General features: G+C 38.5%; 21 protein-coding genes. 17 read left to right on the top strand and 4 right to left on the bottom strand.

The features are described from left to right. Position 1 precedes the first annotated feature (1 nt). The 10 genes from NSQ11_RS18900 to NSQ11_RS18855 all read left to right on the top strand — a co-directional run bounded on the left by NSQ11_RS18900 (position 2) and on the right by NSQ11_RS18855 (position 10,216). On the top strand, positions 2–559 hold the full coding sequence (locus tag NSQ11_RS18900) for an ECF-type riboflavin transporter substrate-binding protein (RefSeq protein WP_335358008.1): 558 nt from the start codon (positions 2–4) through the stop codon (positions 557–559). Positions 560–578: 19 nt separating this feature from the next. After that, positions 579–2,294 carry an ABC transporter ATP-binding protein gene (locus NSQ11_RS18895; protein WP_335358007.1) on the top strand — a complete coding sequence of 572 codons (1,716 nt, stop codon included), beginning with the start codon at positions 579–581 and terminating at the stop codon, positions 2,292–2,294. Further along, positions 2,285–3,112, top strand: a complete 828-nt coding sequence (locus NSQ11_RS18890) for an energy-coupling factor transporter transmembrane component T (RefSeq protein WP_060781597.1) — start codon at positions 2,285–2,287, stop codon at positions 3,110–3,112. The genes NSQ11_RS18895 and NSQ11_RS18890 overlap by 10 nt, the downstream gene beginning before the upstream one ends. 164 nt (positions 3,113–3,276) lie before the next feature. Continuing rightward, on the top strand, positions 3,277–3,447 hold the full coding sequence (locus NSQ11_RS18885) for a CxxH/CxxC protein (RefSeq protein WP_008360116.1): 171 nt from the start codon (positions 3,277–3,279) through the stop codon (positions 3,445–3,447). An 80-nt stretch (positions 3,448–3,527) separates the two neighbouring features. After that, positions 3,528–4,007, top strand: coding sequence for a 23S rRNA (pseudouridine(1915)-N(3))-methyltransferase RlmH (rlmH, locus tag NSQ11_RS18880; RefSeq protein WP_035704171.1), 480 nt, complete (start codon positions 3,528–3,530; stop codon positions 4,005–4,007). Between the two features lie 267 nt (positions 4,008–4,274). Beyond that, positions 4,275–4,916 (top strand): hypothetical protein, encoded by a 642-nt coding sequence (locus NSQ11_RS18875; RefSeq protein WP_065461450.1) that lies wholly within the window; start codon positions 4,275–4,277, stop codon positions 4,914–4,916. Between the two features lie 40 nt (positions 4,917–4,956). Continuing rightward, positions 4,957–5,196 (top strand): hypothetical protein, encoded by a 240-nt coding sequence (locus NSQ11_RS18870; RefSeq protein WP_065461447.1) that lies wholly within the window; start codon positions 4,957–4,959, stop codon positions 5,194–5,196. A gap of 204 nt (positions 5,197–5,400) precedes the next feature. Beyond that, complete coding sequence (locus tag NSQ11_RS18865) at positions 5,401–7,284, top strand: nuclease-related domain-containing DEAD/DEAH box helicase (protein ID WP_065461444.1); 1,884 nt, start codon at positions 5,401–5,403, stop codon at positions 7,282–7,284. 184 nt (positions 7,285–7,468) lie between these two features. Next, positions 7,469–9,298 carry a hypothetical protein gene (locus NSQ11_RS18860; RefSeq protein ID WP_342501200.1) on the top strand — a complete coding sequence of 610 codons (1,830 nt, stop codon included), beginning with the start codon at positions 7,469–7,471 and terminating at the stop codon, positions 9,296–9,298. Between the two features lie 69 nt (positions 9,299–9,367). Continuing rightward, on the top strand, positions 9,368–10,216 hold the full coding sequence (locus NSQ11_RS18855; protein WP_335357911.1) for an MBL fold metallo-hydrolase: 849 nt from the start codon (positions 9,368–9,370) through the stop codon (positions 10,214–10,216). Positions 10,217–10,285: 69 nt separating this feature from the next. Here NSQ11_RS18855 and NSQ11_RS18850 read toward each other — a convergent pair whose 3' ends face one another. Further along, the gene (locus tag NSQ11_RS18850; RefSeq protein WP_048002608.1) at positions 10,286–10,528 is read right to left on the bottom strand and encodes a hypothetical protein; all 243 of its coding nucleotides are present in this window, start codon (positions 10,526–10,528) and stop codon (positions 10,286–10,288) included. Between the two features lie 14 nt (positions 10,529–10,542). After that, positions 10,543–10,791 (bottom strand): hypothetical protein, encoded by a 249-nt coding sequence (locus NSQ11_RS18845; RefSeq protein WP_008347450.1) that lies wholly within the window; start codon positions 10,789–10,791, stop codon positions 10,543–10,545. 100 nt (positions 10,792–10,891) lie between these two features. Here NSQ11_RS18845 and NSQ11_RS18840 point away from each other — a divergent pair, with 100 nt between their 5' ends. From NSQ11_RS18840 to NSQ11_RS18820, 5 genes are all read left to right on the top strand, one after another. Next, positions 10,892–11,482: a Crp/Fnr family transcriptional regulator gene (locus NSQ11_RS18840; protein WP_048002607.1), complete on the top strand. Its 591-nt coding sequence runs from the start codon at positions 10,892–10,894 to the stop codon at positions 11,480–11,482. Between the two features lie 71 nt (positions 11,483–11,553). Further along, positions 11,554–11,892, top strand: a complete 339-nt coding sequence (locus NSQ11_RS18835) for a darcynin family protein (protein WP_039962871.1) — start codon at positions 11,554–11,556, stop codon at positions 11,890–11,892. 108 nt (positions 11,893–12,000) lie between these two features. Then, a complete protein-coding gene (locus NSQ11_RS18830) occupies positions 12,001–12,507 on the top strand; it encodes an LURP-one-related family protein (RefSeq protein ID WP_048002606.1) in 507 nt (168 codons plus the stop codon). A 17-nt stretch (positions 12,508–12,524) separates the two neighbouring features. Next, positions 12,525–13,031, top strand: a complete 507-nt coding sequence (locus NSQ11_RS18825; protein ID WP_048002014.1) for a hypothetical protein — start codon at positions 12,525–12,527, stop codon at positions 13,029–13,031. Between the two features lie 13 nt (positions 13,032–13,044). Then, entirely contained in the window at positions 13,045–13,905 is an 861-nt protein-coding gene (locus tag NSQ11_RS18820) for a LysR family transcriptional regulator (protein ID WP_046527580.1), read from the top strand. 39 nt (positions 13,906–13,944) lie between these two features. Here the strand turns inward: NSQ11_RS18820 and NSQ11_RS18815 are convergent, their stop codons facing one another. Then, a complete protein-coding gene (locus NSQ11_RS18815; RefSeq protein WP_048002605.1) occupies positions 13,945–14,841 on the bottom strand; it encodes a PhzF family phenazine biosynthesis protein in 897 nt (298 codons plus the stop codon). A gap of 253 nt (positions 14,842–15,094) precedes the next feature. On the opposite strand from NSQ11_RS18815, the gene NSQ11_RS18810 reads away from it, so the two are divergent. Both NSQ11_RS18810 and NSQ11_RS18805 read left to right on the top strand, forming a co-directional pair. Then, on the top strand, positions 15,095–17,278 hold the full coding sequence (locus NSQ11_RS18810; RefSeq protein WP_046344858.1) for a hypothetical protein: 2,184 nt from the start codon (positions 15,095–15,097) through the stop codon (positions 17,276–17,278). Between the two features lie 119 nt (positions 17,279–17,397). Further along, positions 17,398–18,408, top strand: a complete 1,011-nt coding sequence (locus NSQ11_RS18805; protein WP_335357900.1) for a hypothetical protein — start codon at positions 17,398–17,400, stop codon at positions 18,406–18,408. 49 nt (positions 18,409–18,457) lie between these two features. Here NSQ11_RS18805 and NSQ11_RS18800 read toward each other — a convergent pair whose 3' ends face one another. Then, positions 18,458–19,168 (bottom strand): GntR family transcriptional regulator, encoded by a 711-nt coding sequence (locus tag NSQ11_RS18800; RefSeq protein ID WP_046527583.1) that lies wholly within the window; start codon positions 19,166–19,168, stop codon positions 18,458–18,460. Positions 19,169–19,206 lie beyond the last annotated feature (38 nt).

Below are 19,206 nucleotides of genomic sequence, written 5' to 3'. Positions count from 1 at the left end.
CATGGCAGGTAAACAACTTTCAACGAAAACTGTCGTTGCCATCGGGATTGGCGCAGCCGTCTTTGTCATTTTAGGACGCTTCGTCTCCATTCCAACTGGGATTCCGAATACACAAATTGAAACATCGTACGCGTTCCTTGCATTAATGGCCGTGCTATTTGGTCCTATTGCAGGCGCATTGATTGGATTTATTGGTCATCTCATTAAAGATGCCACCACATTTGGACCTTGGTGGAGCTGGATTATTGTTTCAGGTTTAGTAGGTTTGATGATCGGTTTCATTTCCAACCGATTAAAAGTAGAAGAGGGAGACTTTGGCTGGAAAAAAATTGCGTTCTTCAACGCCGTCCAAGCCGGCGCACAAGCATTAGGCTGGTTTGTCATTGCGCCGGTACTCGACATTGTGATCTATGCAGAACCTGCAAATAAAGTGTTTGTTCAAGGCATCGTAGCAGGAATCTCAAACATCATCACAGTCGGTGTATTAGGCACCATCATCATTGCGGCTTATGCGAAAACAAGAAGCAAAAGCGGCAGTCTATCGAAAGAAACATCATGAAGCAAGGTGGAACACATAAATGAAGAAACCGATGATTCAATTCGAACATTTCGGATTCAAGTATCGCAGTCAGGCAGAACCAACATTGAAAGATATCAACCTGACCATCTATGAGGGAGAAAAAGTTCTCATCGCAGGCCCGTCTGGATCGGGAAAAAGCACACTAGCCCATTGTATCAATGGGCTAGTTCCTGCGTCTTATAAAGGTTCTATGGAAGGAAGTCTTCACATCGGCGGGAAAAATGCAGAGAAAGAGAACATTTTCTCCCTCTCACAGCTCGTCGGAACGGTGCTGCAAGATCCTGATGGACAATTTATCGGGCTGACCGTTGGAGAAGATATCGCGTTCACACTAGAAAATGATCAAGTCACACGCGAAGAAATGAAAACACGTGTCGAGAAAGCGGCAAAATTAACAGAGGTAGACGGCAAACTGGCATCATCCGTGCATGAGCTGTCAGGCGGTCAAAAACAACGTGTCGCCATCGCAGGCGTACTTGTCAACGATGTCGACATTTTGCTGTTTGATGAACCACTGGCAAGCCTTGATCCCGCAACAGGTAAAGAAGTGATCGATCTCATTGACCGTCTGCAAAAAGAAACGAAAAAAACGGTCGTGATGGTGGAACATCGATTGGAAGACGTCCTCTTCCGCCATGTCGACCGCATCATCGTCGTCAATGACGGCACGATTGCAGCGGATATGACACCAGATGAATTGCTCGCCTCAAATGTATTAGAAGCGGCGTATTTACGTGAGCCTTTATATGTGAGAGCGATGAAATATGCAGGTATTCCGATTGCAGCAGGAGATCAGATCGCTAATTTACAGCATCTCACCTTAAATGACGAGGCAAAAGAGAAAATCGAGCAATGGATGGAAGCATCTGAGCCATCAGTCGAGCAGAATGAAGCGCCGGATTTACTAGAAGTGCGTGAGCTGAGCTTTGATTATCCGACAAGACCAAACACGCTGAGCAACATCTCTTTTACCGTCAAAAAAGGAGAAATGATCAGCATCGCCGGTGCCAATGGCGCAGGCAAGACGACACTATCCAAGGTGCTCTGCGCATTTGAAAAGCCAACAAAAGGGACAATTCTTTTAAATGGCAATGACATCTCAGGAGACACCATCAAACAGCGCTCCGAACGAATCGGTGTCGTCATGCAAAACCCAAATCAAATGATTTCGAAACAAATGATTTTTGATGAAGTCGCCCTCGGTCTCGTTTTAAGAGGTGTACAGGAAGATGACATCAAGGATCGTGTAGAGCGAGTCCTGAAAGTGTGCGGGCTGTATCCATTTCGGAACTGGCCGATCTCAGCCCTCAGCTTTGGACAGAAAAAGCGCGTCACCATTGCATCCATTCTTGTGTTAGAACCAGAAATCATCATTTTAGATGAGCCAACGGCCGGTCAAGATTTTAGACATTACACAGAGATGATGACGTTTTTAGAGCAATTAAATCAGCAGGGCGTCACGATTTTGATGATCACCCATGATATGCATTTGATGCTCGAATACACAACAAGAACCATTGTCATTTCAAATGGAGAAAAAATCGCAGATGATACACCAGCCAAAGTGCTGACAGATCAGCTGCTAGTCCAAAAGGCGAGCTTAAAAGAAACGTCGCTGTATGAACTGGCGCTAAAAGCAGACTGGCCGAATCCAAATGAACTCGTGGATCGCTTCATTGAGGTTGACAGAAAGGAACGAATGACATGGCTGTAGACATGCTGTCTTATATCGATCGCCCATCGCCAATTCACCGGCTGACAGGGGCAACCAAACTCATTTGCTTTATCCTCTGGTCATCCGCAGCGATGCTCACATATGATACAGGCGTATTAGTGTTTATGCTAGTTGCCAGTATCGTGTTCTTTCAGCTATCAAACGTACGATTTCGTGATATCTCTTTCGTAGTGATTGTCTTGGCGATTTTTCTTGTCATCAATAACATCGCCATTTACGTCTTTGCGCCTCAGCAAGGTGTCGCCATCTATGGAGCGAAGCACGAGCTGTTTCACATTGTAGGCTGGTACAATGTCACACTTGAACAGCTTTTCTATCAATTGAACATTACACTGAAATACGTGACCGTGATGCCAGCGGCGCTTTTATTTATCGTGACAACAAATCCAAGTGAATTCGCCTCATCGCTCAGCAGAATCGGGGTCAGCTACCGGATTTCGTATGCGGTAGCGATTGCTCTGCGCTACATCCCAGATATTCAGCGTGATTTTCGAACGATTGCCATTTCTCAGCAAGCAAGAGGCATTGATTTATCGAAGAATGAAAAACTGGGAAAACGGATTAAAAATGCGCTGTCGATTGTGATGCCGCTGATTTTCTCCAGCCTAGAGCGGATTGAAACGATCAGCAATGCGATGGAATTGCGCGGGTTTGGAAAGCATAAAAAGCGCACATGGTTTACGGCGAAAGACTTTCAAAAAGCAGATTATGCGGCGTTATTGTTTGTTGGAGCGGTACTGATTGTGTCGCTAGTGATTACATTTGTTAGAGGAACGAGATTTTACAATCCGTTTTGATAGAAGGAAGCCTTCACAGGAGTGGAGGCTTTTTTATTTGGTTTGTGGATAAAAGGTGTGGAAAATGGTAAAAGACTATTAACATGTGAATAAATCGGTTATATTGAACAATGAGCGAAACACTTGTGAATAACGAGACAACATATTGGAGGAATTAGAAACTTATGAACAAATCACTTTATGCTTGTGCAGAACACATAGAAACCGTATTAGACATGTACATAGATGATCACGAAACGCCGCCAGAATTCAGAAAAATCGAACATACACACAGCTTATCCACAACCTGTGAATTGTGCGATGAACCTGCAATATATATAGTGGGGAACGAATGATCGGACACAAAATACACAAATTTTATCCACAATTGTTGATAACTTATATGAATAACTTGTTCTTAAGGTGGGGATGACCTGTGAATATATCAATTATCACAGTAGGAAAATTAAAAGAGAAATATTTAAAGCAAGGCATAGCCGAATACACAAAACGATTACAGGCATACGCAAAAATCGAGATCATTGAGCTCGCAGACGAGAAAACACCCGAGAATCTCAGCGATCAAGACATGAAAATCATCAAAGACAAAGAAGGCGAACGCATCCTAAGCAAAATCAACCCAGACGCCCACGTCATCGCCCTCGCCATCGAAGGAAAAATGAAAACTTCCGAAGAATTAGCCGATACAATAGATAAGCTGGCAACATACGGAAAAAGTAAGGTGTGTTTTGTTATAGGGGGATCCCTTGGATTAAGCGACGCTGTGATGCAGCGTGCGAATGAGAAACTGTCGTTTTCGAGGATGACATTCCCGCATCAGTTGATGAGACTAGTGTTGGTGGAGCAGATTTATCGGGCGTTTCGGATTGTGCGGGGGGAGCCTTATCATAAGTAGGTAGCTTTTTTTGACATATAAAAGTGCAAGAGTAGGTAATAGCAATTTATTGCTATTACCTACTCTTTTTTCATTCTAATTGTTTTTAACTTATGAACATTTAATTCATATAAACAGCAAATTTATTATGAAAAAACTACACGAACATTTCCTGGAAATACTTTTGGATTATAAATTTTAAGCTTATTTTAATATAAATATAGACATATAGCGCCGATATAATGCGGGTGAATGAAATCTAGTGTTTATTTTATGGAGGTATTTGGATTGAAAAAGGCTATTTTAACTATTTTGGCATTCGTACTAACATTAACTATTTTTGCCCCTTTTTCTGAGGCAAAAGAAATATTCAATATTGAAGGACAAAAAGATTTCCAAGTAATGAGTATTGAGAATTTGGGTTCACAAGATAATATAGAAAGAGATGACAACGATAACGATGAAACTGATGAGGATTTAACCGAAGAAGAAATTATTAATGAAATGGCAGAACAGCTTAAATTTTTATATACAGAAGCTGCTACTGTAAATAAACAAGGTGAAATAATAAAAGTGGATGTTGATAAAGTAGAAGCAGAATATGGTTCACCTGAGCCAAATAATCAAGAAGCAATGATAGCTAGTTCACTTAGTGTCGCATCTTTTGGAGTATGTATTGTTAATTCTACAGGAAGTGCAATAGGATTAGATGTAGTAAAACGGGCATACAACAAACAAGTCAAAAAAGCATTAAAATCACATGCTTGGAAAAAAGCTTCTTCAATCATGTATAACAACATTAAGAAATATCTTGGTAAAAGTGCTACTAAATTTTTAATTAAAAAATTAGCTGGCGTAGCTTTACCTGGGGGATTGCCAATGAAATTTGCTTTTATTGTTGCTAAATGTGGAGTAAAAGAGATAATCTAGTAATGACTTGCTCTTGTTAAAAATCTTAAAGGAGATTAGTATGTTTAAATCTTTTAAATCATTTGTTATTACTTTTATCGTATTACCTTCAATATTAGGAGCTGCATTGGCATTCACTGTAGAAATACTACCCCTAATATGGAGTATCATTACACAAAAAGGCACAAGCTTGGCATTTAAAGATTTAGTAATTACATTTGTTTTAGGCTATGTAATGTATCTGGTGTATATTGTATATAAAGCGATCATTCACAAATTCAATAAAAATAAAAGTCACTAAAAATATATACAGATACAAAGCGAAATTTTAACAAAAAGCTCTTAAATTAATAATTTAAGAGCTTTTTTGAGTTGTCATCTATATTTATAACAAACATCCTGACCATTGCTGAAATAATCCTATATATTGTATTATACATCATTTAAAACACCCAAATTATTCCGATATATGATGTATAAGGATAATAGAGGGGTGTTAGTATAAATGGCAATTACTTTACCAGAAAGTATTAAAAGTACTGCTACTGCAGGAGAACGAATTTTATTTCGAACATTAAAGGAATATCTACCCGAAGAGTATATTGTACATTATGAGCCTAATATCAATGGGTTTAGACCAGACTTTGTGATAATCGGTCCTAATTTAGGAGTATTAGTTCTAGAAGTAAAAGATTACACCAAAAATACAATAAGAGAGCTAAACGACAATACCTGGGGCATTTTAAATTCTTCTGGTGATTTACATAGAGTGAAGAGTCCCCTAGTTCAATCAAGAGAGTATGCTTTTAAAATAAAAGATATGCTTGAGAAAGACATTGATTTAATCAATACAGAAGGGAAATATCAGTTTAAATTAAAGTTTCCTTATGGTTATGGTGTCGTCTTCACTAGGCTTCATGAAGAACAACTTTTAAAAAATAAAGTATATGAGGTTATTGATCCACATTTTATTTTATCGCGTGATCAGATTGATCCGGATAATGATCATTTTGATCCTGAGATCTTAATAGAAAAATTGTTTGATATGTTTCATGTGCCTTTCAAGTTAAATACACCACTATCATCTGACGAATTAGAAAGGATTCGTTATCATCTATACAAAGAAATACGCGTTGGGGCAGATGTTGAACCAGTCCCATACCAAGAAAAACTGTTATTATCTTTTCGAAACATCAAAACGATGGATCTGCATCAAGAAAACTTGGCTAAACAGATTGGTGATAAACATCGGCTAATTAGAGGAGTAGCAGGAAGCGGTAAAACCTTAATCTTAGCGACTCGAGCAAAAATGTTAGCTGAACAACATCCGAATTGGAAGATATTAATACTCTGTTACAATGTAGCTTTGAAACAAAATATTAAACAAATGATTCATTCTAAATATACAGAACCAGATGATTTTCTGACATCCGATCATAGAAAAACACCAAATTTAAATAATATACAAATATTAAATTTTCATCACTGGATTAAAAAAGATCATGGTATTTCAGAACTTGAAATAGATGATTACATTGAAAAAATAGAAAATGATGCTTTAACTCCTGTAAAGTATGATGCCATTTTAATTGATGAAGGGCAGGACTTTGAAGGGAGCTGGCTGCATCTCATCAGCTTATGCTTAGATCAAGAGACGCAATCTTTACTTTTAGTAGAAGATAGAGCGCAAGATATTTATCGGAAAAGTAGAAGCTATGTGAAAGATACGGGGCTTGATTTTAGAGGTAGATCTAGAATCTTAAATATAAATTATCGTAATACGTCACAAATTGTGGATTTTGGATGGAAATTTTACGATAGCCATAGAGCTTTAGATCTTAAATTAAAACAAGAACAGACAGAGACAATCGAAATCATCCCTCCAAAAAAGACGAAACGTAAAGGGCCAGAAGTAGAGCTTTTAAAATGTAATACCTTTAAAGAAGAAATAGAGGAGATTACTAAACAAATAGTGGATCAACATAATGAAAAGAACATACCTTACTCTGAAATGGCTATTTTATATCGTATAAAGGGATATAATAACCATTATATATCAGCGATTCAATCGGCATTTCAAACAAAGAATATTCCTTACAATTGGATAACTGAAAATGGTGCAACCAAACATAAGTTCAATCCAGAGGAAGAGACAGTCAAAATTTGTTCTCTCGATAGTAGTAAAGGTCTTGACTTCCACTCAGTTTTTATTGTCAAAGCAGATCTAATGCCATTAAAGTATGAAGAGGATCAAGAAAAAGAAGTGTCTTTAATGTATATAGGAATGACTCGTGCTAAAGAGTACCTATCAATATCTTATTCAGGTGTTTCTTCGTTTACTCAGTATTTTGAGGATGCAAAGCAAAAAGAGCCGACATTTAATCAATAATTTTTAAATAGTAAAAGGTACGGGAATTTATTCATTTCCCATATCTTTTTTCATGTAAGAAGAAAAGAAGACCCTCTGTAATAAATATCGTATTATATATAATGGAAACTTAGTTCAAAAACGATTACAGCAGATATTGGGAACGATAACATATTCACTCTACAATTACTTAAAGGAGACTTCCATGAGTTTTAAAGCCGACTTTAAACATGAAATACGTAACGTAATAAAAGATGTAGAAAAAGAAATAAATAAAACATGGAAAGTTGAATATAAAGGGCATTCTATAGAAATTACAAACCAAATAAAAGAAGAGCAACTAATCATTGATGGTGTGACAGTTGATAAAAAACAACGAAAAAGTTTATTGACTCATATGATCCCTTATTCAAAATTGTCAGGGATATTGGAGCTTCAAGATGGTACGCAACACAAAGTGTCCGTTAAACTTGGTGGGTATGTACGATTTCGTTGTATGGTGAAGGTAGATCGTGAAACGGTTTTAGATGATTCAATGAAGATAGAATTTCTACCATGGGATCATAAAGAGAAAATCGTTCCCTTTATTCAACAACAAATTCAATCACATCATAAAATAGTAGACGACCGTTTACCCGATGAAGATTATTTATTTGACGAAAATGAACCACGATTGGCTCCGGGTTTATCTGATTATTATGTAGATGAACGACCTGCCCCTTTTTATGTGAAGAAGCTATTGAAGCTTTTTGAAATACAACTGAATCATCCTACAAACGAAACTAGAAAAAAAACATATGAAAAAATCATTTCTAACAATATGGCGAGTCGCAACAGTGAGCTAATTGAACGATTTCAGCAAACACAATGGGATGAATCCCGTGTACAGCAAGAAGCGTTATGGCTTCTTGAACATGCGGCACATCGGGAGGTCGTCAAATTTGCAGTCATGATACTGAGATGTACAAACTGTGAAAAATACAAAGAGCTTTTATTCACAATAGGTATGCATGAAGAATTTACTTCTTATGTCGTGTTTGCATTGAAGAATGGCACAATTCAAGGAAACGAACATGTTTGGCGTCTTGCAAAGTCCGTCGATGGATGGGGAAAGATTTCGGCTGTTGAGCAATTGGAAGCCTCGACACCAGAAATAAAACGATGGCTACTAACAAAGGGCTGCGAAAATACAATCATGAATGAATACTTAGCTTATACTTGTGCTCTTAATGGTGATCTGGAAACAGCTTTATCAGAAGATGAAATTTCCAAAGAATTATACGATGGAGCGAGTCTCATCATTCAAGCATTATTAGAAGATGAGGTTTCTATCTACGGAATCGATGAGTATTCAAATGCAAGCTCAGTTCTCTGCCGATTTATTCACCATGCTCATAAGCACTGCCAAACAATTGAGGACTTTTATCCAATATTGAAAATAAATGAGTTTTTAAATGATGAACAAGAGATTTGGGAAGACCGATTGAATGATTCATGGACACAGGACGATTATAAAGCTATCCAGAAAGCGGTTCAACCGTTTATCAATGACAGTAGATGGCCAAAGCTTGCAATCGATTCGTTACAACAGGATTTTAGCTCCAAAGCACTTAAAATCGCTCTCTTTTATCGTTTAGATGTGATTGAGCATCTATTTGCTTTACTTGAGAAAGATCCGACAAATAGTGAAATATACTTTGCTGTGATGGACACAAATCATCACCAGCATATTAGAGAGCTTTGTACATTTGCAGAAACACATTTATCGTTATCAAACCTCTCAGATGATGAAGTGGCTTGTCTACAATATATTTTGCAAGATTTATATGAACACGAAGGTGTAGGATTGCCATTGATTCAAGCTGCACTTAGATCAGATGATGGAAATTTACAGTATCATGCTTTAAGTGTATTAAAAGAATGGTCTCCTTCGTATTCGCAGCAAGCGGCCACAAGAGAATTGATTGAACATATTTCCATTAAGACGGATGATAAAGAAGATCGAAAGTTAGCCAAACATTTGTTAAAGAAATAATATTTGATTAAGTAGCGCATAACAATTCAACGGGGATAAAACTTAAAAATATTAGAAAGCAGGCACACCATGCACACAATCAAAAAAATAGGCAACACCTTCTCCTACATCACACCAGTATCACTCACTGACCGCCCCATCCTAGGCATGGTCATAGGCAATAACAAAACATTAATGATCGATGCCGGTAATTCAGAAGATCATGCAAACTATTTTATCCAAAAGACCTTAAAACAAGAGAACGCCACGCCGGATATGGTTGTCCTCACGCATTGGCATTGGGATCATATTTTTGGTCTGCCAGCGCTGCCTCATGCGGTTTCAATTGCTTCTGCAAAAACCAGAAAGGAAATGGAGAAGCTTCTTCCGTTTTCTTGGTCAGATGAGGCGATTGATCAGCGGGTGAGGGAAGGAACGGAGATTGAGTTTTGCGCGAAGGCGATAAAAGAAGAATATAAGAATCATCGAGAGATTCAGGTGGTTTTACCGGATGTGACGTTTGATCGTCGGATGGAAATTGATCTTGGCGGGGTCACTTGTGTTGTGCAGCATGTTGGGGGCGATCATGCTGCAGATTCAGTGATCGTGTATGTGAAAGAGGAAAAAATCCTGTTTCTTGGTGATTGCATTTATCCGAAAATGTATGCAGAAAAAGTACATTATACGGTAAAAGAAATCTTGCGTCTTTTAGATGAGTTAGATGCATTTGATGCGGAGACGTATATTCCATCGCACCAAAGACCGTGGACAAAAGAGGAGTTTCGTCAGGAAACAGACAAGCTTCGAAGGATGGCGAAATACACTGATCTTTATGATGGAGATCAGGAGAGAATCAAGAGTGAATATCAAACACATGTGAACAGAGAACTAAAAGAAGATGAGTTAGAGACGATCGCTTATTTTGTAAATGGTTATTAAATAAATATGGTGACTAAAACAAAAAAAGTCTCATTTGAGTGATTTTCCTCAAACGAGACTTTTTTATTTCTATGGTAAACCTACAAAGTCTTCTGCATCACGAACTGTGACAGACATCTGTTTTGCATTAATAATAATGACACAATCCCAAGTGGGCTTTATTTGCAGTTCATCATTCTCATCAATACGAATAATTCCTTTAAATTCAACAGTCTGTTCTAGAAAAACCATTTTCTTTTCTGTATCATCTTTGACTGCTGTTAAATGGTTAGGATAGTGAATCGTCCAATCAAAAAAAGTGGTTTTCTTCATAGTTCCTCCTATTTTCATTCGTACACATCTCCGAATACTTCTTTTGTTTGCCGGATTGTCAGTGATTTATTGGTTGGATCAATTGAAATGACACAATCCCAAGTAGGTTTGATTTGTAGCTCGTTGTTGTCATCCAACCAGATGATGCTATTTAGTTCAATAGATGGCTCTAAAATGACCATTTTCTTTTCATAATGATCTGTAATCGCTGTTAAGTCTGCTTGTAAATGGATGGTCCACTCAAAAAAAGTGATTTTTTTCATTGTTTCTCCCCTCATCTTCGCTTATATTTCCATTATAACCCGAGTGTTTTCTGACACCATTTTTTATCAATTCTTCTATTAATCGAGAGGTTACTTACAGATGGACAAAATAACTGACCCATACGACACCTTCAAAACCAAAATATCGAAATATCCAATTGAACAAAATCATTGGCAAGTCTTCAAAGATGGAACAGCGATTAAACAATTAAAAGCAGGTACATGCATGATCAGGGCTGGCGATCCAGTGAAGCATGCTTATTTCTGCATAACGGGGCTCTTCCGTCTCTTCTATTTGTTACCGGATGGAAGGGAGTACAACGTGGCTTTTACGTTGGAAGATGATTTTGCTACTTCTTATGCAAGTATGATCAACGGGCAGCCTTCTCCTTATTCGATTGAAGCGATGGAGGATTCTATCGTGATTGAAATTCCGTATGATCTGCTTCAAATGTTGATGGACAGAAGTCATATGTGGGAGCGGTTTGTTCGGGTGAGTGTAGAAAGGCTGTATACGAGAAAGGAAGAGCGTGAGAGGGAACTGCTATATTTGCCAGCCATTGAGCGATATCAGGCGTTTTTATTGAAATATCCCGGGTTACATCAACGTATCGCTCAATATCATATTGCCTCATATATCGGTATTTCTCCGGTTTCGCTGAGCAGGCTACTGCATCCTGCTGAACATTAACCTATGTTAATGCACATTCTCTAGATCTGGCGTACAATCATCACATCATAGAAGAATCGAGGGGCTTGATGATGAAATATATGATGGTTGTTTTATTAGAGTTCTATCCATCTTGGCTTGCATTACCACGAGAGGAGCGCAGAACCCATGCGGCTTCGCTGCAAGAGTTGATGCAAAAATATGAGGAACATGTGACGGTGCGCTTTTTTGATGCTGAAGCTCTTCCAGGTAAGGATTACACAGATTTTGTGATGTGTGAAACAGATGACCTGAAGTTCTATCATTTTATGTGGGAAGAGATTAGAGATTCTATTCCTTACACAAGTGGTTATGTCAAAATTAAAGAGGTCATCATGGGAATGGAAGATGCTTTTCAAACATATGAAAAAGAATCTTTGAAAATGGATTAGTAATCGAAAACCACCTGCTATCAGGTGGTTTTTTGCACATTCTATTTTTTGGTATAATCAGGGGTAAGGTAAAAACGGATAAATTTTTGAACTGAATCGGAGGTACTTATGAAGCAGCTGTATATGAAGCAAAAGGTATTTAGTCTGAGCGGCCGGTTTACGGTAAAGGATCAACAGGAGAATGATGTATATGTGGTCGAAGGCAGCTTTATGAAGGTGCCAAAGACATTCACCATTTTGAATACAGAACGAGACGTCATCGCTGTAATTACGAAGAAAATGTTTAGCTTTTTACCGAAGTTTTTAGTAGAAGTCGGTGGACAAGAGGTATTGACGATCAAAAAAGAGTTTACGTTCTTCAAAGCCAAATATTCAATTGATGCTGCTGGAATCGAAGTACAAGGGAACTGGTGGGATATGAATTTCCAAGTGCTGCAAAGCGGCGAAGTGATCGGTCAAGTGAAGAAGGAATGGTTTACTTGGGGGGATAGCTATAAGGTGGATATTTTGAAAGAAGAGATGGAGCCTGTGATGATTGCATTGGTTGTTGCGATTGATTGTGTGAAGGCGGATGAAGCGGCGTCGAGGTCTTCATCGACGACGATGAATAATTAATTGGAGGGTTTAAAAAGTTGGACAACCTCACCCGCATTTTAAGATTAAGAGATGCAGAGATATGGGAGTATGAATTTCTCGATAATAAAGACATCATCGTCTATTTCTCGATTAAAGATTTAAATAGAAAAGCAACGATTCATGATAATCCTCTGGCCACTCAAGAAGAACTGGATGAAAGAGATAATTACATATCAATGGATGTGCACAGCCATCTAGATCTCAAGAAAACGCTAGAAGAAGATATATTTGATGACTTTATCACCAATATCTCAGCTTTAGTAGAGCATATGCATGATTTTCACAATGCGCATGTTTTTATTCACATGCATGTTCATGACAAAATCGAATTGACAGATTTTCAGTTAGAAAAAGATGAAGAGATGCATGGCGATGAAAAAGAACAACTCTATACATTTAAACGTTTATGGATTCAGCAGGCATGTTTTCAATTGGTCGAACAACAATTAAATCGAAAAATCACAGACATGTCTAACAGTAGGTTTTGCCAAGATCTAAAGTGAGGTGAGCAAACGAATGACATTCCCATACAAAGTATTTCAAACAGTTGTTGAATGCGGCAGCTTTACAAAAGCTGGTGAGAAGCTTGGGCTGACGCAGTCTGGGGTGAGTCATAATATGGCGAAGCTTGAGTCAGAGCTTGGGATTGTGCTGCTTCATCGGAATCGAAACGGGCTGTCGCTGACAGATGCAGGTGAGCGGGTGATGCCGCATATTCGCCAAATCATTCATCATGCGTCATTGCTTGAGCAGGAGGCGGCGTTGATTCAAGGGATGGAAGTGGGGAGTATTAAGATCGGCACGTTTTCTAGTTTTTCTTCAAAAATGCTTCCGCAGCTGATACATCGATTTACGAAAAGTTATCCCAATATCCAATTGGAGTTATACGAAGGCGGCTATGAAGAGATTGAAGAGTGGATCGCGTCTGGCACAGTTGATCTTGGGTTTTTAACACAGCCATCTAGAGATTTGGAAACTGTTCCATTGTTTCAAGATGAATTGGTAGTGCTCATGCAAGAGAGTCATCGTTTCCATACAAAGAAGGTGATGGAAGTCGCTTCGTTCCAAGATGAACCATTTATTATGCCAAAAGCGGGCTGTGATCAACTCATTAAGAAAATATTAAAAGAAAGAGGCGTAAAACCCCATGTTTTATTTGAGATTGGGGACAACAATACGCTCATCTCTATGGTTCAGGAAGGCCTTGGGCTCACGATCATTCCGAAGTTGATTTTGCCGCCTCAGGTGCCTCATGCGAACGTAATTCCACTTGAGACCAGTGTTTATCGCGAAATCAATATGGCGTTTAAATCTTTTAACGCAGCCTCTCCCTCTACTAAAAGATGGATTGAAGTGGTCAAAGATCATTTTAAATAGATTCAGCTTGAACGAGAGTCTCTATTCAAGCTGATCAATTTATAGCGTGATTACCCCACGAATGGTAATAACCGCTGCACCTGCAACTTTAATCACCGGCTTTGCTTCATTCGGAATGACCGTGATACGAAGCAATCCTGGTCTGCCGATGGCATCACCTTGAGCAATGCGCAGATGAGTGATTTCTTGCTGAGGAATGATCCCTTCCAAATACAGATATCCGGCTAATGCTCCGTTTGCTGCTCCCGTTACAGGATCTTCGGGTATACCAATGCCAGGTGCAAAATCCCTTGTATAAAGATCACAGTCTTTTGTGGATTGAAACGTATAAAGATGAGTCGTTGTGATACCCTGCGCTTTATTCATTTTCCCTAAAGCTGCTAAGTTTGGTGCCGCTTGATCAATGTCATCCTGATGTTTCAGCGGAACCAGGAGATGCCAGTTTCCGGTGTTTGCTAATTTTATAGGATAGGATGGATCAATCCTGTCACTGCTTATACCGAGCATGTCACTAAGCTCTTCTACATCGATGATAAAATCTCGCGTCTTTGGCGTGACCTGTGTCATCTCCACATCCACAACTTTGCCATTTTCCTCGTGCCATATAACGGGAACATGGCCGATCTTTGTTTCTAACACAACCCCTGATTTTTCTTTAGCCATCCCTAGCTCCGTCGCTAAAAGCCAAGTCAATCCAACCGTCGCATGCCCGCAGAAATTGACCTCTTCCGTTGGAGTGAAATATTTCACTCGATAATCGGCTTTCTCATCATGTGCCGGCAGCAAGAAAACGGACTCGGGTAAGTTCAACTCCTTGGCGATATTCTGCATCTCATCCTCCGTTAACCATTCCGCATCCAACACCACCCCAGCGGCATTACCTCCAAATTTCTCAGTTGTAAACGCATCGACATGATACACCCTAATATCTTTCATCTGACGAATCCTCCTAACCATGTTGTTATGTTCATCATAAGTTTGTATGATGCATTCGTAAAATGAATCTTTTTGATGTGATGAATTTGTATGATTAATGCAAAATGAAAAATCGTTCGATATCGCCCTCTATATCTATGAATATGGATTTTATACAAGTCTTTAGACTCAACATTAAACCTTGTACCTATATTGGTTAAAATGTATAATATTTGTATATAAAAACATTAATAGGAAAAGAGAGGATATCTTTATGAAAATAGTCCTGAAAGTAGTAGCTTCTATTCTTTGTATGATGATGTTGAGTTTGAATATACAAGAAAATGTAAGTGCCGCAGAGGGTGGAACGAAAACAACGGTTGATCGTTATCAATATGGTGATAACTATTTGACGGGTAAAACAACGCCAAATGCGATTGTCGCATTTGCAGATTGGGGTGTTCCTGCTAATTGGAAATCTAAATATATGCACTACGCAACAGCAGATAGTAACGGAAACTTTAAGTTGTTCTCTTCAAATTTTAGTTCAGGCCAAACGATAGAGCTAGATACGTATGACCAAAATGGGACAAAGCTTTCTTCAAACAAAGTGTATGTTTTCAAGGAATCGTTTACCTCATTAGATCCGATATATGATACTTCTCAGGAGCTAACTGGGAAAACTGTGAAGAACACAAAAGTAGAGGTCATGAAAGATGGTGAAGTGATTGCCTCAGGAACATTTAATGATGCCATTCATTTAAAGCTTCCTGTCCTAAATGCAGGCACATTCCTAACAGTGAAAATGACGACTGGCAGCAATATCGACGTTTACAAAAAAATTGTTAATCCTAATAAAATCTCACTTATTCCTACGACAAAATGGTCTAAATCAGTGAAAGGCCAAACGGGAATTCCATATGCAAAGATCGTCTTTAAAAACGAGAAATCTGGTGTCATCAATCAATCGGTGACAGCAGATGGAGATGGAAATTTTGAATTTAGTGTAGACAAAGATACCCTAAAGCTCTTAGACCAAAATAAATTACAAGTCATGGAACCAGCATATGACAATGTTTTGAATGAAAGATTTTTTCGTATCAGATCGACGGCTCCAACAATCAACCCATTTACCCAGCTATCAACATCAATTAGTGGAACCGCAACTCCAGAAAGTATCATCCATATTCTAAATGGAGAGGACCAAATCATTGGAGAAGGTCAGACAGACGCTAAAGGGTTTTATGAAGTTCCTGTTTCAAAGCTAATCGGTGGCGACTTAATGACCGTAAAGTCGTTCATGGCTGATAACCCGACTGAAGCAAATCAATCTCAAGAAGATGTACAGAAAGTATTTGTGGAAGAAATCGATGACTCAAGTGATACCATTAATGGAATCAGTACTTTTGGGGATAAAGCTGTTGTAGAAGTGCAATCTGATTCATCGAATAATACAATTAAAGCGATGTCCAAGCTCAGCACAAGTTCCACGATAAAGAAATATGGACCATTTGCCATTACGCCAGGAAAAAACTTCAAATTAAAAACGGGAAAATTAAGACAGGGATCTAAAGTGACGATCACGTTGCTAAGTGGAAATAGACAGGTCTCCCTGCCTGCTGTAACCGTCAAAAAAATCGTCACATCTCCGCTTGCAGCATCCCAAGTGAAGGTGACGAACAATAAAGGTAAAAACGATACGGTGACGATAAAAGGAATCAAAAAACAATCCGTCATCAAAATCTTTAAACAAGCTTCTGGTGGAACAGCGATTGCCCAGCAAACTGCATCGAGCACGAACATGACGATTTCCATGAAACAATTGGGTCAAACAAGTGGAACGCTTTATATCAGCATGAAAGAACCTGGTCTAAAAGAGGGAAATCGAGTACCAATTCGCTATCAGGGTGAAAAATCAGACGCTCTAAAAGTCAACCAGATCAAAATCAATAATCTTAAAAATAAAAATGACGTCATTACAGTGAGTAAGCTTAAGAAAAAAGACGTCATCAAAGTTTATTCAACAAACGGCAAACTACTAGCCGCATCAAAACCGGCTAACAGTTCATCCATCAAATTGTACGTCAAACAAGTTGGGGCTAAGAGCGGAAAAGTATTTGTTACACGAAGCAGTGACAAGATGTTGGAAAGCGGAAAACAGGCTGTTTCTTTTAAAGGTGAGCCATCCTCTGCATTAAAAGGCAGCCAAATCAACATCGTCAACAACAAGAAGAAAAATGACGTGATCACCGTCAGTAAATTAGCGAAACAGGACCTTGTTAAAATCTATAACCAATCAGGAAAATTAATTGGTCAGTCAACGGTCTCTAAAGGTAAGGTTGTAAAGGTGACCATCAAACAACTAGGCGCTAAGGGCGGAAAGATCTACGTTACCGTTACAGGAAAAGGAATGTCAGAGAGTAGTAAGATAGTAAAGACGTTTAAGGCTGAAAAGTAGATTTTCCTAATAAATGATCACACTCAATTTCTATAACAATCGTCATTCATTTTAAGGGTGACGATTTTATGTTCAGATCGTATTTTCAAAATAACTCCAATCATAGGATGGTGCCAATCTTGAAAAAAATAAAATATGTCGTCCTAACGGCTATTATCTTTTGTTGCAGTATGTGGTCTTCAAGTGTTCAAGCTCAATCCGGTTATTTCAACACATATACAACGTATACTGGAATGTCAGGCTCTGGATTCTACACCTCTATGCAAGGAATGTGTGTCGACCGTAACAATAACATGATTTATGCTGCAAAAATAAATACTTCAACCCAGCTGACACAATTGTACTCTATTAAAATGAACAGCTCGTCAAGCAATAGAACAGTGAAGCTTCTTAAAAACTCTGACACGAATAGTACTAGCTATGATTTAGGACATGCCAATGACTTAGCTGTCAAAGCCCAAAAAGGAGATGAGCAAGTTAGTATTTATGTAGCCCCTATGACCGATGGTGTCAAGTATGTAAAAAAGATCGTGAAGCTACAAGTAAACACGAAAAAAAGTACATACAAAGTGGCTAAAGCCTATGTCCTTCAGTACCAGGGAACGAATTTATCAGTTAGCGGCATCACGTATTCTGTTGGAGCAGACAAATTTATTGTGAGGTCTGGCAATCGCTTTTTCATTGGAGATTTTAATGATCAAACAGGGAAATTTGAGTATGAGGCCACATTTACATTAAATTATACAAAAGCAGTGATCAATCAATCAGTGGTAGATGTGTCGAAGTACATTCTTCAAGGAATTTCTTTTTACCAAGGAACATTATATGTCCCTTTATCTAAGCCAGATACCAACGCAGGGGCTTCTAATGTGAGTGTTATTCTCACGTATCCGTTAAATATCAACCAAATGATCAAAGAGCAAAAGGGAACAACAACAAAAGATTTTTCAAAAGAGTTGTTTACTAGAAATGACCTATCTTTCCGAATAACGAGCAGTGCATTTACTCTTTTTGAGATAGAAGCTGTTGATTTCGATGACGGAACGTTATATTTTAATACGAATCGTGGGAAAAAAGGGACACAAGAAGATATGATCGCAACATTCAATGACTATAACTACTACAAATGATACCAGCATTAAAAAAAGCTCCTCAAAAATGAGGGGCTTTTTCCATCCATCACCCATAATAATTATTCGCCTGAATAAAAAATTGGGATTGCATGTAGTTATAAGTGATTTTCGAGAAGTCGAAAGGCTGGCCGTTTGTGAGATGAAAGACGGTTTCGACGCGAAGAGCAGGATCATTTTGCTTAAGTCCGAGGTGCTTCGCTTCAGTTTCGTTTAGTTTGCCAACTTGCAGGTACATGTCAGAAAAGCCCACTTTAAGACCAAGGCCTTCACTAATGAATTTAAATACAGAATCGGCTGCAATTTCTGTGTTGAGGTAAGGAATAATGGTTTTCCGGTAATAGGACTCTTCTAAACATAAAGTTTGTCCATTGATGTAACGAATGCGTTTAAGGTAGAAAACATCCTCATCTGGTTCAATGTTTAAATTCAGCGCAGCTTCTTCTGGCGGTTTGACGGTATCTAACGTGAGAACTTCTGATGTCAGTTGAAATTCCTCTAAATCTTTTTTAAATCCTTGGTTGGATAAAAGGCTGATATAGCCTTTGCGCCTGTGCCTTCTCACAAAGATGCCGCTGCCCCTCACCTGATAGACAATCCCTTTTCTTTCGAGTAAATCTAATGATTTGATAATTGTACTTTTGCTCACAGCAAATTGATTCATGAGCGTCTCAAGCACAGGGAGTTTGTCTCCTTGCTGCAGCTCATGTGTGACAATATATTTTTCAATATCGCTCGCAATTTGTTGATACTTTAACATAGCCATTCCTCTTTGTTTTCACGATTTATTGTCTTTGT

The organism is Bacillus sp. FSL W7-1582 (assembly GCF_038593325.1).
GTDB lineage: Bacteria > Bacillota > Bacilli > Bacillales > Bacillaceae > Bacillus > Bacillus altitudinis.
The sequence above is the reverse complement of the archived record's forward strand: the minus strand, read 5'-3'. Positions and strand labels throughout refer to the sequence as shown.

What these genes read in the sequence shown, in the direction of transcription:
- NSQ11_RS18855 (WP_335357911.1), top strand. Translation starts at nt 9,368, where the DNA reads ATGCACACAATCAAAAAAATAGGCAACACCTTCTCCTACATCACACCA.
- NSQ11_RS18835 (WP_039962871.1), top strand. Translation starts at nt 11,554, where the DNA reads ATGAAATATATGATGGTTGTTTTATTAGAGTTCTATCCATCTTGGCTT.
- NSQ11_RS18865 (WP_065461444.1), top strand. Translation starts at nt 5,401, where the DNA reads ATGGCAATTACTTTACCAGAAAGTATTAAAAGTACTGCTACTGCAGGA.
- NSQ11_RS18850 (WP_048002608.1), bottom strand. Translation starts at nt 10,528, where the DNA reads ATGAAGAAAACCACTTTTTTTGATTGGACGATTCACTATCCTAACCAT.
- NSQ11_RS18840 (WP_048002607.1), top strand. Translation starts at nt 10,892, where the DNA reads ATGGACAAAATAACTGACCCATACGACACCTTCAAAACCAAAATATCG.
- NSQ11_RS18900 (WP_335358008.1), top strand. Translation starts at nt 2, where the DNA reads ATGGCAGGTAAACAACTTTCAACGAAAACTGTCGTTGCCATCGGGATT.
- NSQ11_RS18830 (WP_048002606.1), top strand. Translation starts at nt 12,001, where the DNA reads ATGAAGCAGCTGTATATGAAGCAAAAGGTATTTAGTCTGAGCGGCCGG.
- NSQ11_RS18870 (WP_065461447.1), top strand. Translation starts at nt 4,957, where the DNA reads ATGTTTAAATCTTTTAAATCATTTGTTATTACTTTTATCGTATTACCT.
- NSQ11_RS18845 (WP_008347450.1), bottom strand. Translation starts at nt 10,791, where the DNA reads ATGAAAAAAATCACTTTTTTTGAGTGGACCATCCATTTACAAGCAGAC.
- NSQ11_RS18885 (WP_008360116.1), top strand. Translation starts at nt 3,277, where the DNA reads ATGAACAAATCACTTTATGCTTGTGCAGAACACATAGAAACCGTATTA.
- NSQ11_RS18815 (WP_048002605.1), bottom strand. Translation starts at nt 14,841, where the DNA reads ATGAAAGATATTAGGGTGTATCATGTCGATGCGTTTACAACTGAGAAA.
- NSQ11_RS18890 (WP_060781597.1), top strand. Translation starts at nt 2,285, where the DNA reads ATGGCTGTAGACATGCTGTCTTATATCGATCGCCCATCGCCAATTCAC.
- NSQ11_RS18895 (WP_335358007.1), top strand. Translation starts at nt 579, where the DNA reads ATGAAGAAACCGATGATTCAATTCGAACATTTCGGATTCAAGTATCGC.
- NSQ11_RS18800 (WP_046527583.1), bottom strand. Translation starts at nt 19,168, where the DNA reads ATGTTAAAGTATCAACAAATTGCGAGCGATATTGAAAAATATATTGTC.
- NSQ11_RS18860 (WP_342501200.1), top strand. Translation starts at nt 7,469, where the DNA reads ATGAGTTTTAAAGCCGACTTTAAACATGAAATACGTAACGTAATAAAA.
- NSQ11_RS18820 (WP_046527580.1), top strand. Translation starts at nt 13,045, where the DNA reads ATGACATTCCCATACAAAGTATTTCAAACAGTTGTTGAATGCGGCAGC.
- NSQ11_RS18810 (WP_046344858.1), top strand. Translation starts at nt 15,095, where the DNA reads ATGAAAATAGTCCTGAAAGTAGTAGCTTCTATTCTTTGTATGATGATG.